General features: G+C 65.9%; 13 protein-coding genes. 6 read left to right on the top strand and 7 right to left on the bottom strand.

Annotated elements, in window-relative coordinates; genetic code table 11:
• Nucleotides 1–8: 8 nt before the first annotated feature.
• Genes MYCSM_RS14470 through MYCSM_RS14445 form a run of 6 tightly spaced genes read right to left on the bottom strand, consistent with a single transcriptional unit; the run spans nt 9 to nt 6,155 of the window.
• Entirely contained in the window at nt 9–1,805 is a 1,797-nt protein-coding gene (locus MYCSM_RS14470) for a DUF2339 domain-containing protein (protein WP_015306909.1), read from the bottom strand.
• 44 nt (nt 1,806–1,849) lie between these two features.
• Nucleotides 1,850–2,512 carry a response regulator gene (locus MYCSM_RS14465; protein WP_015306908.1) on the bottom strand — a complete coding sequence of 221 codons (663 nt, stop codon included), beginning with the start codon at nt 2,510–2,512 and terminating at the stop codon, nt 1,850–1,852.
• Nucleotides 2,485–3,606 (bottom strand): MacS family sensor histidine kinase, encoded by a 1,122-nt coding sequence (gene macS / locus MYCSM_RS14460; RefSeq protein WP_015306907.1) that lies wholly within the window; start codon nt 3,604–3,606, stop codon nt 2,485–2,487. Before macS ends, MYCSM_RS14465 begins: the two co-directional genes overlap by 28 nt.
• Entirely contained in the window at nt 3,606–4,358 is a 753-nt protein-coding gene (locus MYCSM_RS14455) for an amino acid ABC transporter ATP-binding protein (protein WP_198345089.1), read from the bottom strand. The genes macS and MYCSM_RS14455 overlap by 1 nt, the downstream gene beginning before the upstream one ends.
• A gap of 5 nt (nt 4,359–4,363) precedes the next feature.
• Nucleotides 4,364–5,293, bottom strand: coding sequence for an amino acid ABC transporter permease (locus tag MYCSM_RS14450; protein WP_015306905.1), 930 nt, complete (start codon nt 5,291–5,293; stop codon nt 4,364–4,366).
• A gap of 19 nt (nt 5,294–5,312) precedes the next feature.
• Nucleotides 5,313–6,155 carry an ABC transporter substrate-binding protein gene (locus MYCSM_RS14445; protein ID WP_085976616.1) on the bottom strand — a complete coding sequence of 281 codons (843 nt, stop codon included), beginning with the start codon at nt 6,153–6,155 and terminating at the stop codon, nt 5,313–5,315.
• A gap of 488 nt (nt 6,156–6,643) precedes the next feature.
• Between MYCSM_RS14445 and MYCSM_RS14440 the strand changes: the two genes are divergently transcribed.
• The 6 genes from MYCSM_RS14440 to MYCSM_RS14415 all read left to right on the top strand — a co-directional run bounded on the left by MYCSM_RS14440 (nt 6,644) and on the right by MYCSM_RS14415 (nt 13,308).
• Complete coding sequence (locus tag MYCSM_RS14440) at nt 6,644–7,258, top strand: HdeD family acid-resistance protein (protein WP_041312082.1); 615 nt, start codon at nt 6,644–6,646, stop codon at nt 7,256–7,258.
• Between the two features lie 70 nt (nt 7,259–7,328).
• Nucleotides 7,329–8,789: a cytochrome ubiquinol oxidase subunit I gene (locus MYCSM_RS14435; protein ID WP_015306902.1), complete on the top strand. Its 1,461-nt coding sequence runs from the start codon at nt 7,329–7,331 to the stop codon at nt 8,787–8,789.
• A 12-nt stretch (nt 8,790–8,801) separates the two neighbouring features.
• Nucleotides 8,802–9,842 carry a cytochrome d ubiquinol oxidase subunit II gene (gene cydB, locus MYCSM_RS14430; RefSeq protein WP_015306901.1) on the top strand — a complete coding sequence of 347 codons (1,041 nt, stop codon included), beginning with the start codon at nt 8,802–8,804 and terminating at the stop codon, nt 9,840–9,842.
• Nucleotides 9,843–9,865: 23 nt separating this feature from the next.
• Entirely contained in the window at nt 9,866–11,344 is a 1,479-nt protein-coding gene (locus MYCSM_RS14425) for an ABC transporter ATP-binding protein/permease (RefSeq protein WP_015306900.1), read from the top strand.
• Nucleotides 11,337–12,812 carry an ATP-binding cassette domain-containing protein gene (locus tag MYCSM_RS14420; RefSeq protein WP_015306899.1) on the top strand — a complete coding sequence of 492 codons (1,476 nt, stop codon included), beginning with the start codon at nt 11,337–11,339 and terminating at the stop codon, nt 12,810–12,812. Before MYCSM_RS14425 ends, MYCSM_RS14420 begins: the two co-directional genes overlap by 8 nt.
• Nucleotides 12,813–12,822: 10 nt before the next feature.
• Nucleotides 12,823–13,308 (top strand): DUF4190 domain-containing protein, encoded by a 486-nt coding sequence (locus MYCSM_RS14415; RefSeq protein WP_015306898.1) that lies wholly within the window; start codon nt 12,823–12,825, stop codon nt 13,306–13,308.
• On the opposite strand, the gene MYCSM_RS14410 is transcribed toward MYCSM_RS14415, so the two are convergent.
• Entirely contained in the window at nt 13,305–14,702 is a 1,398-nt protein-coding gene (locus MYCSM_RS14410; RefSeq protein ID WP_015306897.1) for a bifunctional lysylphosphatidylglycerol flippase/synthetase MprF, read from the bottom strand. The genes MYCSM_RS14415 and MYCSM_RS14410 overlap by 4 nt on opposite strands.
• Nucleotide 14,703 lies beyond the last annotated feature (1 nt).

Raw genomic sequence — 14,703 nt, 5'->3', positions numbered from 1 at the left:
TTCTGGATTCATTCCAAATTAGCGAGGTCTTGTTTCTCCAGCAGCCGCGCATAGCCGGCGCCCATGCCTAGCAGGACCAAGCCCACGACGATGAACACCACCACGCGGAAGATGCCGTCGAGGGTGCCGAGGTCGAACAGGAACAGCTTGGCCATGGCCGCGGCCACCAACGCCATCCCGCCGCCGATCGGCATCGACCGCTCCGCCTTGGTCAGGCGCGCGGCGTAGCCGAACAGCGCGGCGGCCATGGCGATCCAGCAGATCGTCGCGGCCATGTGGCCGGCGAAGAAGCCGCCGCCCGCTCCCCCGATCAGCACACCGGCGGTGACCGTGAACGCGGTGACGGCGTAGGTGATCGCCGCGGCTGCACCCGCCCAGATCACTGTCTCGTCCTTCCACCACCATGCGATCGTCACGGCGCACACCGCCAACAGGACGCTGCCGATCAGCGTGGAAACACCTGCCGCTGTGGTTGTTTCGGTGGCTTGGACCAGTGAGCTCGGCGGTGCGTAGGCGAGGAAGGTGCCGCCACCCGCGACGCTGAATCCGACCGCGACCCACCGCGCGATGACGTCGCGACGGCCCGCGATCGCGGCCACCACGGCCACCGCCAGCAGCACCGGACCCGCGATGTACCCGTCGAAAGCCACGGTCACCGCGATCAGCGCCGACACCGCTGACAGCGCGGACCAGATCGGTCGCACCACGCCCGTCACGCCCGGCAGGTCGATCAGGACGATTGTGAGCAGCGCCGCGGCCAACGCGGCCGCCAGCAAAGCCGCCACCACCTTGTCAACCGCCAGCGATACACACCACACCGGCACCACGCCTGCGGCGGTCAGGATGGCCATCGCCGCGCGGTTTGCCGTGCGCGGCAACAGAATCAACGCCCCGACGACGGCGAGCAAAGCGGTGATGCCGCACGCGCCTGCCAGCCAGAGATCGCGCCCAGAGTCGAGGTAAACCCCGGCCAAGGCGATGAGTAGCGGGAAAGAAGTGGCTGCCGTGCGGGCAGCGTGCATCCAGATCCAGTCCTTGCCGAGCTGTACCGGCAGAGAGGCCGCCGACAGAGCCAACATGAACCCGACAAGCATCAGCGTGATGCCGTCGGTGACAACCGGTGCGAGGACGATCAGCGGCGCCAGCACCAACAGGCCGAGGTGCTGCGAATCCCAGCGCCGCGCCAACGTCAATCCGCCGCCGCCGATGACCGCGGCGACAAGGAGGCCCGCGACCGCGGGCACCCAGTGATAGATCGTTGTGACAGCGATGACGTCCATGTACGACGCCGCGACACCAGTGGCGGCCAACGCGATCGCGCCGACCCGGCCACCGGGTCGGGTATACAGCCACCACGCTGCTGCCACCAGAGCGGCCGCGAGTGCCGCCCCGCCTGCAACGCGGAACTCTGGCCGCAGAAAGCCTGCCTGCGCCGCCAGTACGAGCAACAACACGACACCGATCAGCGTCACGGCGACACCGGCGACGGCCAACACCTTGCCGATCCAGCCCTCAGAGCGCTCCTGTCGAGACTTCTGCGGCGGGCCCGGCGACGGAATGTGTGCGGGCCGCGGCGGCTGGGCATAGTGCGGCGGATACTGCACGGGGGGCCAGTAGGGCACGGCGGGCCGGGCGTAAGGCTGCGGGGCGAAAGGCTGAGGCGCTGCGACGGGGTGGGGCCCTTGCGGCTGTTCCGTCAGCAGTCGGTCGAGTTCGATCAGATCAGCCGACACCCTGGCCAGCTGTTGGGAGATCGCGGCGAAGTCCGCCGACAGCCGGGAGATGACGGCGCGCGGATCGGTCATGTCAACGATCGTCGCAACGCGCCGGCGAAAGCGGATGAGTAGGACTACTCGTCCTTGTCGAGACCGTGTTCGATCGCGTAACGGGCGAGCTCGACCCGGTTGGCGACCTGCAGCTTGCGGAAGGTGGCCTGCACGTGGTTCTCGACGGTGCGGTGGCTCAGCGAAAGCCGGGCCGCAATCTGCTTGGCGGTCAACCCCTTCGCAACGTGGCGCAGTATCTCGGTCTCGCGGTCGGTAAGGCTGGGCATGCCGGGCCCCGTGCCCGGGGTCAGCGCGATGCGGCGGTACTCCCCCAGCACCAGCCCCGCCAACCCTGGCGTGAACACCGCGCGCCCCTCTGAAGTCGCGCGCACCGCATCACCGAGCTCCTGCCTCGACGCACTCTTGACGAGATAGCCTGTGGCGCCGGCCTTTACCGCCTCAAGGACGTCGTCGCGCTCGTCGGATGCCGAGAGCACCAGAATTCGGGACGACGGCGAAACGACGAGCACCTCCGCGGTGGCTTGTGCGCCGTCGCCGTCGGACAGCCGCATGTCCATCACCACCACATCGGGATGCACAACGGCAGCGCGCCTGCGCGCCGTCGCCACCCCATCTGCCGTGGCCACCACGTTGAAGCCGTCCTCGGCGAGGTCACGGGCCACCGCGTGGCGCCAGATCGGATGGTCATCGACGACCATCACCGTCGGGGTACCGTCAGCTCCCATTCCGTCCCGCATCCCGGTGAGGTGTTCAGCTTCGCGCTGCCACCCAACCACTTCATCCGTCCCACAATCGATTTGGCCACGCCGACGCGGCCCTCTGCCACCGCTTCCGCCAGCCTGCCCTCCGCAATGCCGACACCGTCATCGCGGACGCTGACGGTGACCGAATCCCCGAGATCCTCCAGCAGCACGTAGGCGCGCGATTCGGGCCCAGCGTGTGACGCGGCATTGTCCAAACAGTTGGCGGCCGCCGCGTAGAGCTCTTCGGCCACCGCGGAGTCCAGCAGCACCGGATCCGCGGGCACGCTAACCGAGACCCGGTCCGATGCGCGGCGCCGCAGTAGTGCCCCAAGGTCTGCCATCGTTCCGGCCTGCGGTTCGGCGTCTGAGGAGCTGACCAGCCGGCGCAGCGCTCGCTCCTGCTCGCCTGCCAGCTCGGCCAATTCCGCTGTCTCTCCGCCGATTTCGCGACCCCGCCGAGACACCAGCGCGAGCACCTGGATCGCGCCGTCGTGGACCTGACGCGACAGTCGGTCGCGTTCCTGTTGCGACGCCGCGAGCCGGGTGGCCCGTTCCAATTCCGCGTGCGCGCGTCTGGCCGTCTGCGCAGCCATGCCGATCGCAAGGCCCACCGCGAGTTCGATGACGATGGTCGCGTTGCGGCCGAGGTCGTAGTTGATGAAGCCCTTGACCACCGTGCTGGCGATCATCACAACGATGCCCGAGAGCATGCCGGGGATCGGACCCGCCAGAACCGCCGCGGAGATCGTCGCGTTGGTCGCCCACAGCGTCGTCGGCCACGACTGATTGTCCAGTGCCCACTGGTCGGACGCGACGTACTCGGTCGACAACACCAGCGCGACCACCACCGCGATTTCGGCCAACACCCATGCGGGCCTTCGGCCGAACCCTTGCAAATATGCCACCGCGCACGACGCACTCCACCCGATCAGCACAGCGAACAGCGTCCAGCCGACCGCGGGATGGTCAAGCTCTGCGTTGATCGCGATCTGGAAACCCAGCGCGTAAATGCAACTCAGCAGACGGAACACCTGAGCGGCCCGCCACAGCGGGGTGGCCGGGTCCTGGTCGTGCATTAGAGCACCTTGGACAGAAACGCTTTCGTGCGTTCGTGTTGCGGGTTGCTCAGCACGTCACGGGGCGGCCCGTTCTCGACGACCACGCCACCGTCCATGAACACCAGTTGGTTGGCGACCTCGCGCGCGAAGCCCATCTCGTGGGTGACCACGACCATCGTCATGCCTTCTTGCGCAAGCTTTTTCATCACCGCGAGCACCTCGCCGACGAGTTCTGGGTCGAGCGCCGAGGTGGGTTCGTCGAACAGCATCAGTTTGGGATTCATCGCCAGCGCGCGCGCAATAGCGACCCGCTGCTGCTGACCGCCGGACAGCTGGGCCGGGTAGGCACCTGCCTTATCCGACAGCCCCACCTGCTCGAGCAGATCTTTCGCCCGGGCCACGGCGGTGTCCTTCTTGACCCGCTTGACGTGGATTGGCGCGTCGATGATGTTCTCCAGCGCAGTGCGGTGCGGGAACAGGTTGAAATGCTGGAAAACCATGCCGATATCCCGCCGCTGCTTGGCGGCGTCACGCGGTGACATCTCGTGCAGTTTGTCGCCGCGCTCGCGGTAGCCGATCAAGTCGCCGTCGACGTACAGCCGCCCCGCGTTGACCTGCTCCAGATGATTGATGCAGCGCAGGAACGTCGACTTGCCCGACCCCGACGGGCCGACCATGCACAGCACCTCGCCCTTGGGCACCTCCAGCGTGATGCCCTTGAGGACATGCAGTGCGCCGAAGCTCTTGCATACGCTCTCGGCCTTGACCATCGGTGTCATGGGTGCGCCTCCCCAACCATCTGCGCCTTCGCCAGGGCCTCAAGCTGTTTGGCGGTCAGTTTTCGGCTTGCCCCACGCGAGTAGTACCGCTCCAGGTAATACTGGCCGACCATCAGGACACTTGTCACCACGAGGTACCACGCAGCCGCAACGAGCAGCAGCGGAACAGGCTCGAACTCCCGGGCGGCTATCTCTCGGGTGGCAATGCTGTACAGGTCCAGCGTGTACGGCACGGCGGTGACCAGTGATGTGGTCTTCAGCATGCTGATGACCTCGTTGCCGGTCGGAGGGATGATGACACGCATCGCCTGCGGGAGCACCGTGCGGCGCATCGCCAAACCCCACGACATACCTAGCGCTGTCGAAGCCTCCAGTTGGCCCTCCGGCACGGAACTGATTCCCGCGCGGATGATTTCGGCCATGTAAGCGGCTTCGTTGAGAGCCAGACCCAGAGTTGCCAGCAGGAAGGGAATGGACAACGCCTGTAGGTCGAGGTGGAAGAATGATGGTCCGAATGGCACTCCCAGCTGAATCTTCGAGTAGATCGTCGGAATCAAACCCCAGAACGTCAGCTGCACATAGATCGGCGTGCCGCGGAATATCCATAAATACACCCACGACACCGACCGGAACACGGGGTTAGGCGATAACCGCATCACCGCCAGGATCACGCCAAGCACGATCGCCAGCACCATCGAGTAGACCGTCAGCTGGAGGGTGTTCGACACCCCCATCAGGATCCGTTCGTTGAACAGATACTCGAAGAAGACAGACCACCGATAGGCCGAGTTCGTGGCGACGCCGTATAGGAACAGCCCAAGAAGCACAACGATGACGACCGCCGCCACCCACCGCCACGGATGTCGCAGTGGGACGGCATCGATCGCGGCTGGGCTGGTGGATGGCGACGAGTCGACAACAGTCATTTCTCGGGCTCCTCGGAACCTAGCTGATCGCGCCGTTGACGACCGGCTTGTCGATGACGCCCTTCTCGACACCCCAGTTCGTGGCGATTTGCTTGTACTGGCCGTTCTCGATCAAGTGCTCGAGCGCCTGCTTGAGCGACTGAGCCAGCGGCGAACCCTTCTTCACCGGCCAGCCGTACGGCGCTGCGTCAGCGACGCCGCCGGCGGCCTCGAGCTTGCCGTTGCTCTGCTTGATCGCATACAGCGTCACCGGTGAGTCGGCCGACATCGCGTCGGCCTGGCCAAGCACCACCGCGTTGGTGGCCGCGTCCTGACCGTCGAACTTAATGATGTCGATCGCGGGCTTGCCTGCATCCGTGCATGCCTTGCTCTTGGCCGGTAGCTCATCGGTTTCCTCGGTCGTGGTGGCCTGCACCGAAACCTTCTTGCCGCACGCGTTGTTGGGATCTATTCCGGCACCCGGCTTTTGGGCCCAAAGGATGCCGGCCGAGAAGTACGTGACGAAGTCGACCGTCTGCTCGCGTTCCTTCGTGTCGGTGAACGACGACATGCCGACGTTGAAAGTATCGCCCTGGATCGCCGGAATGATTTTGGCGAAGTCCGCCTCGCGGTACTCGGCCTTCAGACCGAGGGTCGCGGCAACCGCGTTCATCAAATCGACGTCGAAGCCGACGATCTTGCCGTTGGGATCCTTGAACTCGTTGGGTGAGTAGGGAATGTTCACACCGACGATCAACTTTCCGGACGACTTGATGGCCTCGGGCACGGTGTTCGCGATCGCGTCGACCTTCTCGGCGTTCACCGCCGTGGTGGCCGTCGTCGGCCCCGCCTGTTCGCTCTTACTCGAGCATCCCGACAGCATGAGAGCGCCGGTCGCAGCAAACACCGCCGCGATGCGCCAGAACTTCTTTGGTCCGCCTTGACATCCAGCTGACACGGTTGCCTCTACTTTCTGCTTCGTGGATCCGGCGCGCAGCACCGGTAACGGAACAGTAGTAGAGACCTAACGCGCTGGCAGGAGAACGAAGGCCAGCGAGCAACCCAGCACTGAGCCCAGGCGCTCGGGCAGTAGGTGGGGACGGCGCACAGCCCTTGCAACGAGCGCGCCGTTGCTCAGGCGAATCGCCGGGTCCATCATCCCTACATTTGTTTGCCCACGGGCCTCGACCAGCTGTGCTGACGGGAATCGTTTCTCTGGACACCATAGCGAACGAAACGAGTGTTACCAGAATCTTCGAATTCTCCCCATCGCCAACACTATTTGCACTGACGGGTTGCGCTACTTTGCGTTGTGCTGAACAAACGCCGAAAGACGCGTCAATTCAGCGCCGGCTATGCCACACTTCGGCCATGGAAAGCCCTGCTCCTCCTGCGATGCTGCAGCATCTGTGGAAATCCGCGCTGTTGTCCGGGATTCTCGCTGTGATTCTCGGCATTCTCGTGTTGGCTTGGCCAGGCAAGACGATCATCGTTGCGGCGATCTTCTTCGGCGCCTACTTATTGGTTACCGGCTTCGCGCAAGTGATATTCGCGTTCGCGTTGCATGTGTCGGCAGGCGGCCGGGTTCTGCTGTTTCTGTCGGGCGCGGCGTCGCTAATTCTGGCGGTGCTGTGCTTTCGCAGCTTGGCTGACTCGATCCTGTTGCTGGCCATCTGGATCGGGGTCGGCTTCATCTTTCGCGGGGTTGCGACCGCCGTATCGGCGATCAGCGATCCGACGTTGCCCGGCCGCGCCTGGGAGATCTTCATTGGCGTGATCAGCCTGATCGCCGGCGTGGTGATGTTGGCCTCGCCGTTCGATTCGATTGCGACGCTCACCTTCGTCGTCGGCATCTGGCTGATCGTCATCGGAGTATTCGAGGCGATTTCCGCCTTCGGCATCCGCAGCGCCAGCAAGAAGGTCGGCGAGGTCCGGGAGAAGTTGGCAGCGCCTACCTCGCCTGCTGCGACCGAGCCCACAGAGTAGGCCTATCGCCACGAGTCCCGGATCACTACTACAATCTGTCGTAGATTGATCCTCGGCCTGGGAGTGGCACATGGATGCCCTGGACGTTTCACGGTGGCAGTTCGGAATCACCACCGTCTACCACTTCATCTTCGTCCCGCTCACGATCGGACTGGCTCCGCTCATCGCGGCGATGCAGACCGCGTGGGTGATCACCGGCAACACGGGGTGGTACCGGCTGACCCGGTTCTTCGGGAAGCTGTTCCTGATCAACTTCGCGATGGGCGTGGCGACGGGGATAGTGCAGGAATTCCAGTTCGGGATGAACTGGAGCGAGTACTCCCGCTTCGTCGGTGACATCTTCGGCGCGCCACTGGCCTTCGAGGGCCTGATGGCGTTCTTCTTCGAGTCCACGTTCATCGGGCTGTGGATCTTCGGCTGGAGCCGGCTGCCGCGCCTGGTGCATCTCGCGTGCATCTGGATCGTCGCGATCGCGGTCAACGCCTCGGCGTATTTCATCATCGCGGCAAACTCGTTCATGCAGCATCCGGTGGGCGCCCGATTCAATACCGAAACCGGTCGTGCCGAACTGGTCGACTTCGGCGCGCTTCTGACAAACAACACCGCGATCTGGGCGTCCCTACACGCGATCGCCGGGTCGTTGTTGACGGCAGGCGCGTTCGTCGCCGGGGTTTCGGCGTGGCTGATGGTCCGCTCGCGTAAGCGCCCTGAGGATGCCGCCGATGCACGAACCATGTATCGGCCCGCGACGATCGCAGGCAGCCTCGTCGCGCTGGTCGCTGCGGGCGGGTTGTTCTTCACTGGCGACGTCCAGGGCAAGCTGATGTTCGTCCAGCAGCCGATGAAGATGGCTTCGGCGGAATCGTTGTGCCACACCGAAACCGACCCGGACTTCTCATTCCTCACGATCGGCACGCACAACAACTGCGACAGCGTCACCCACGTCATCGAGGTGCCGTACGTGCTGCCGTTCCTCGCCGAAAGCAAATTCGAGGGCGTCACCCTGCAGGGCGTCAAGGACCTTCAGCAGTCCTACACCGAGAAGTTCGGGCCCGGCGACTACCGGCCCAACCTGTTCGTCACGTACTGGGCGTTTCGCGCCATGATCGGATTGATGGCAGTCCCAGTGGCTTTCGCGTTGCTCGCCCTGTGGCTGACTCGGCGCGGACGGATTCCCGACCGGCGCTGGTTCGGCTGGTTCGCGCTATTGACGATTCCGACGCCGTTCCTTGCCAACTCATCCGGATGGGTGTTCACCGAAATGGGCCGACAGCCATGGGTGGTGGCGCCGAATCCGACCGGCGATCAGATGGTGCGCTTGATGGTGCAACAGGGCGTGTCCGACCATGCGCCGGGGACGGTGTTCTTCTCGCTTGCCGTCTTCACGCTGTTGTACGGCGTACTGGCGGTGATCTGGTTCTGGCTGATGCGCCGGTACGTGGTCGAGGGTCCGCTCGAGCACGACTCCGAACCCGCCCCGCCCGCGCCGCCGGACTCCGACGACGTGGCTCCCCTGTCGTTCGCGTACTGAGAGGAGGAAATCGTGGGACTTCAGGAACTCTGGTTCTTCATCATCGCGGCGCTGTTCCTCGGCTTCCTCGTGCTCGAGGGCTTCGACTTCGGGGTCGGCATGCTGATCGCCCCACTCGGCGCGGCGGGCGGCGGAGAACCCGAAACCCGCAGGCGCGCAGTGCTGAACACCATCGGGCCCGTCTGGGATGCCAACGAGGTGTGGCTGATCACCGCGGGCGCATCGATGTTCGCGGCATTCCCCAACTGGTACGCGACGATGTTCTCCGCCCTTTACCTGCCGCTGCTGGCGATCCTGTTCGCGATGATCCTGCGCATCGTCGGCATCGAATGGCGGGGCAAGATCGACGATCCCGTCTGGCGGGCGCGGGCTGACGCGGGCATCGCGATCGGGTCATGGGTGCCTGCGATCCTGTGGGGCGTCGCCTTCGCAATCCTGCTGCGCGGCTTGCCAATTGGTGCCGATCACCGGGTAGACCTGTCGATCGGCGACGTGCTCAACGCGTACACACTGCTTGGCGGGCTCGCGACCGCGTCACTGTTCGCCTTCTATGGCGCCGTTTTCATCGCTTTGAAAACGGCGGGCCCGGTGCACGACGACGCATTCCGATTCGCGCGCGTGCTGTCGGGACCGGTGATCGTGTTGGCCGGTGGCTTCGGACTGTGGACGCAGCTCGCGCACGGCAAGGCATGGACCTGGCTACCTTTGGCCGTCGCGGTCGGCGCACTGTTGATTGCCGCCGCACTGGTGTGGGCTCGCCGCCACGAGGGGTGGGCGTTCGTGTCGATGGTGGTGGTGATCGTGGCGGTGGCCGTGCTGGTGTTCGGCTCGATGTATCCAAACTTGTTGCCGTCCACGCTCAACCCGCAGTGGAGCGTGACGATCTACAACGGGTCCTCGACGGCCTACACGCTGAAGATCATGTCGTGGGCGTCGCTGACGTTGCTCCCGCTGGTGATGATCTGTCAGGGCTGGACGTACTGGGTGTTCCGCCGTCGGATGACCGCCGACGCGATACCCGCATCCATCGGACTGGCGAGGCGATCGACCTGAACCTACTGCAGGTTTCCACCGCGATGCGGCGCTTCCTGGCCGCGTCGGTGGTCTGCGGTGCGGTGATCAGCGGCGCCACCATCGCCTCGGCCGTGCTGCTGGCGCACATCGTCGCGGGCGTCATCACCGACCCGCAATCGCGTACTGTGGCGCATTGGGCCGGCCCACTGTGGATCCTGGTGGCGCTGTGGGTGATCCGCACGGGCGCGCACTGGCTGCAGGGCCGCCTGTCTCAGCGGGGCGCGACGGCGGTGATCGGCGAACTGGCAGGCGAGGTGCTGCGCAAGGTCGCCCAACTGCCACCGCGGCAGCTCGCCGCTCAGCGTGAATCCGCCGCCGCGCTGATCACCAGGGGGCTGGACGGACTGCGGCCGTATTTCACGTCATATCTGCCGTCGCTGTTCCTCGCAGCCATCCTCACCCCGGCTGCAGTGGTGGTCATCGCGCTCTATGACTGGCGGTCCGCGGCCATCGTCGTTGTCGCGTTGCCCCTCATTCCGATATTCATGGTGCTCATCGGATTGCTCACCCGCGATCGCTCCGCGGCGTCGCTTGCCGCGATGACCACACTGCAGTCGCGGCTGCTCGATCTGGTGGCGGGCATCCCCACGCTGCGCGCATTGGGCCGAGTGGGCGACTCCGCGCAGCGGATCGCCGAACTCGGTGCGGCCCACCGCCGATCGGCGATGTCCACGCTGCGCATCGCGTTCCTGTCAGCACTCGTGCTGGAGCTGTTGGCCACGCTCGGCGTCGCGCTCGTCGCGGTCGGGGTGGGCCTGCGTCTGGTGTTCGGCGATATGACGCTGGCCGCAGGTCTGACCGCGCTGCTGCTGGCGCCGGAGGTGTTCTGGCCGCTGCGCCGCGTCGGCATGGAGTTCCATGCGGCGCAGGATGGGAAGGTGGCCGCCGACAAGGCCTTTGAGCTACTGGAAACCGCCCAGCCGGGACCGGCCGCGCCGCCCGCACTGGACGTCGAACTCGAACCGGGTGTAGTCACGGTGTTGACCGGACCGAACGGTGCCGGAAAGACCACGCTATTGCACAGCATTCTCGGGCTCGATTCGTCGCAGCCGCAGGCGTGGTGGAGGCAGGTGGCGTGGCTGGCCCAGCGTCCCATCCTTGTGCCGGGCAGCATCCGCGACAACCTCGAGCTGTTCGGACCGCTGGCGGATCTCGAAATGGCCTGCCGGGCTGCGGGTTTCGACCAGGTGCTTGCCGTATTGCCGGACGGTTTGGACACGGTGATCGGCCGCGGAGGAGTCGGCCTGTCACTTGGCCAACGCCAACGACTCGGCCTGGCGCGGGTGTTCGGTTCGGAGGCGTCGGTGCTGCTTCTCGACGAACCGACATCGCACCTGGACGCTGCGCTGGAAGCCCGTGTGCTGCGGGAGATCGTGGCGCGCGCTCGCGCAGGCGCGGCCGTCCTGGTTGTCGGCCACCGTGACCCGGTGCTGGCGATCGGCGACCGGGTGCTACGCATGGGGAGCTTGGTCGATGCGTGACCTGTTGCGCCCCCGCTTGCCCCGGTTGCTGCTGGCCGTCGCACTCGGCGTGCTGTCGCTGGGCAGCGCGCTGGCGCTGACCGGCGTTTCGGCGTGGTTGATCACCAGGGCCTGGCAGATGCCGCCCGTGCTCGACCTCTCGGTGGCGGTGGTTGCGGTCCGCGCACTGGGCATCTCGCGCGGTGCGCTCGGATATTGCCAGCGATTGGCGGCCCACGACACCGCACTGCGGGCCGCTGCGGACACGCGCGAAACGCTGTACCGCAGGCTCGCCGACGCGCCCGCCGACATCGCGATGCGTCTGCACAGCGGTGAATTGGTGGCCCGCATCGGCGCCTCGGTCGACGAACTCTCCGATGTGCTGGTGCGCGCGGTGTTGCCGATCGCGGTCGCTGCAGTGCTCTCTGTGGCGGCCGTGGCCGCAATCGCGGTGATCTCCCTGGCCGCGGCGGTCGTGCTCGCAGTCTGTCTATTGATCGCAGGGGTTGTCGCGCCGTGGCTCGCAGCCCGCGCCGCTACCGCTGCTGAAGATGTTGCTGCGCAGCATCATTCAGGCCGCGATATCGCGGTCATGCTGGCTCTTGAGCACGCACCCGAGCTGCGGGTCGCAGGACGCCTCGACGACATCATCTCCGAAGCCGACCGCCGACACCGCGCGTGGGGCCGGGCCGCCGACCGAGCCGCTCGGCCAGCCGCGGTGGCCGCTGCCGCACCAACTGCGACACTCGGCGTCAGCGTGCTCGGCGCCGTCGTGGCCGCCATCGGGATCGCCGACGCGGTCGCGCCGACGACTGCGGCGATACTGATGCTGGTGCCGCTCGCGGCGTTTGAGGCGATCGCCACGTTGCCCGCCGCCGCTGTGCAACTGACTCGCTCGCGGCTCGCGGCCCGAGGGTTGCGCGACCTCGTTGAACCGGACGCCGAGATGCGGATGCGGCCGCGAGTGACGCCCGTCGCGTTCCAAGAAGGTGACCGGCTCGCAGTGACCGGGCCGAGCGGTTCCGGCAAGACCACACTGCTGATGACGATGGCCGAAAACCCGTCGAAGGAAGCCTTTTTCGCCGAAGACGCGCATCTGTTCGCCACCACGGTGCGCGACAACTTGCTTGTCGCCCGCGGTGACGCCACCGACGAGGAGCTGCGAGATGCGCTGCGGCAGGTGGGTCTTGGTGATTGGCTCGACGCACTGCCAAACGGATTGGCTACGGTGCTCGTCGGCGGCGCGGCGGCCGTCTCGGCAGGACAGCGCAGGCGGCTGCTGCTGGCGCGGGCGTTGATCTCGACGGCGCCGACCGTGCTGCTCGACGAACCGACCGAGCATCTCGACACCGCCGACAGCGACCGGCTGCTGAGCGAACTCCTCACCCCCGGCGCGCTTTTCCCTGCCGACCGCACCGTCGTCATCGCCACCCACCACCTGCCCGGCGGTGTTGTCTGTCCCGTACTCAATCTCAGCTCCGGCGAGTAGCCTCACCGGCATGAGCGAACCGCCGCCGCCACCGCCACCACCTCAATGGGGTTCGTACCCTGGCGGCTATCCCCCGCCGCCACCGCAGCCGTACGCGGGGTACGCCGCTCCCGTCGGTCCCCGCAATGGGCTCGGCATTGCCGCATTGGTGGTCGCGATCATCGGCTTGGTGCTCTGCTGGACCGTGGTCGGCGGTGTCATCCTCGGCGTCGGCGCCATCATCATGGGGTTCGTTGCGCGGGGGCGGGTGAAACGGGGCGAAGCCACTAACGGCGGCGTCGCGATCGCCGGAATCGTGTTGGGGTTCTTGGCGATCGTCGTCTCGCTGGTCTTCATCCCGATCTGGATCGGCATGTTCGAAGATGTAGGCGGATCCAACTACGTCGACTGTCTATCCAAGGCCGGCTCCGACCAGCAAGCGATCCAGAAGTGCGCCGACCAATTCCGTCAACACGTCGAGAATCAGTTCTCGGTAACGGTCACGCGGCACAGCTAGCGCAGCCGTCGCCGCCTCGGCAGGAATTCCAGCGACAGCAGCACCGCCGCCACCGGCAGGATCTGCGTCAGCGACACCATCACGTGGCGACGATCGCCGAGCGCATGGAATTTGCGCAGGTAGCGGTAGAGCGATTCGAGCGCAATCAGCGCGTCGCCCAGGTGAATCGCCGTATAGATCAGACTCGCGATCTTGCCGCGGTGCTTGTCGTTGAAGATCTCCGGGAACGCCGCGAAGGCGAGCGACAGCCGCTGGGCCCCGTTGTCGCGGGCCCACGCGATCATGTCGACCGACAGCCGTTCGTCGATGCCGTTCGGCGCGCCGCGGCGCCGCCATGGCACGTCAAGGGACACCTCGCTGCCCTGACCCGCGGTCGCATACCGGTGAAAGCCCTGCACCCGCCCGTGCTTGTCGCGGGCGACGATCAACTGCACACCGGGATACCGGCCTTCGAGGGCGCCGTCGAGGCACATCGAGAAGCCCCGTTCGGTGCGCGCCCCGCTGGGTGAGGCCAACAGCACCTCGGTCAGCTCGGCCAGCATGCCGTCGTCGAGGCCCTGCTCGGACACCACCTCGGTGGTCACACCGAAGTTCCGCGTGCGATGCACGGCCTGCCGTAGGTTGCGGTACTTGCGCCCGACCATGTCGAACGCCGTCACATCGATGACGACGTCGCGCCCGATCGGCACGGCGCGCAGCGACTGGCCGAGCACCGTCGCATCGTCCCAAAGTTCCAGCCGCCGTTGGCTGCAGCCGAGCACGACCATGCGCCAGCCGTGGGAGTGACACATCGCGGCGAAGTCGGCAACGAGTTCGGGGTAGCGGGATTGGTCGCCGATCGGGTCGCCGCTGACCACCGCGTAACCCATCCGGGTGCGGTACGCGATGGCCGCCGTCCGGTCGGCGTTGAAGTGATAGCACTTCAAATCCTGCATCGCGAACGGCGCGAGCGGGTCAGCCGTCGTCATGTCGACTAGCGCCCAAACCCGGTGCAGGTCAGTGGGATTCGGCCGGGCGCTGGTAGGCCACATCAACAGCGCGCCTGCCGCGACAATCAACAGGTTGCCCCCGAGGTCGAACACCAGTACATGCGCGCCGAGGCCGACGAGCACCGCCGCCAATGCCATCCAGGCGTGTGCCGCCGTCACCGGCCTGCCCAAGAAGATGCCGCGGGCGATCAACGCGACCGCGAACAGCAGCGTCAGCGACCACGCCAGCCGGCCCGCGGCATGCCAGTCGCGGTCGTGGTCGCGGGTAAGCAACAGGATCAGCCAGCAGAACATGGACAGCACCGCGAGCGCGCTGATCCAGCGCGCGGCGGGCGAATCCACGTGGACGACGACCCGCTCGCGGGCGCGCAACCGGGGAGCAAAATTGACGTGCGATTCGCTCACA

The sequence above is a fragment of the Mycobacterium sp. JS623 genome (genome assembly GCF_000328565.1).
In the GTDB taxonomy this organism is placed as follows: domain Bacteria; phylum Actinomycetota; class Actinomycetes; order Mycobacteriales; family Mycobacteriaceae; genus Mycobacterium.
Note: the sequence above shows the minus strand (reverse complement) of the source record. Positions and strands in the feature narration are given on the sequence as shown.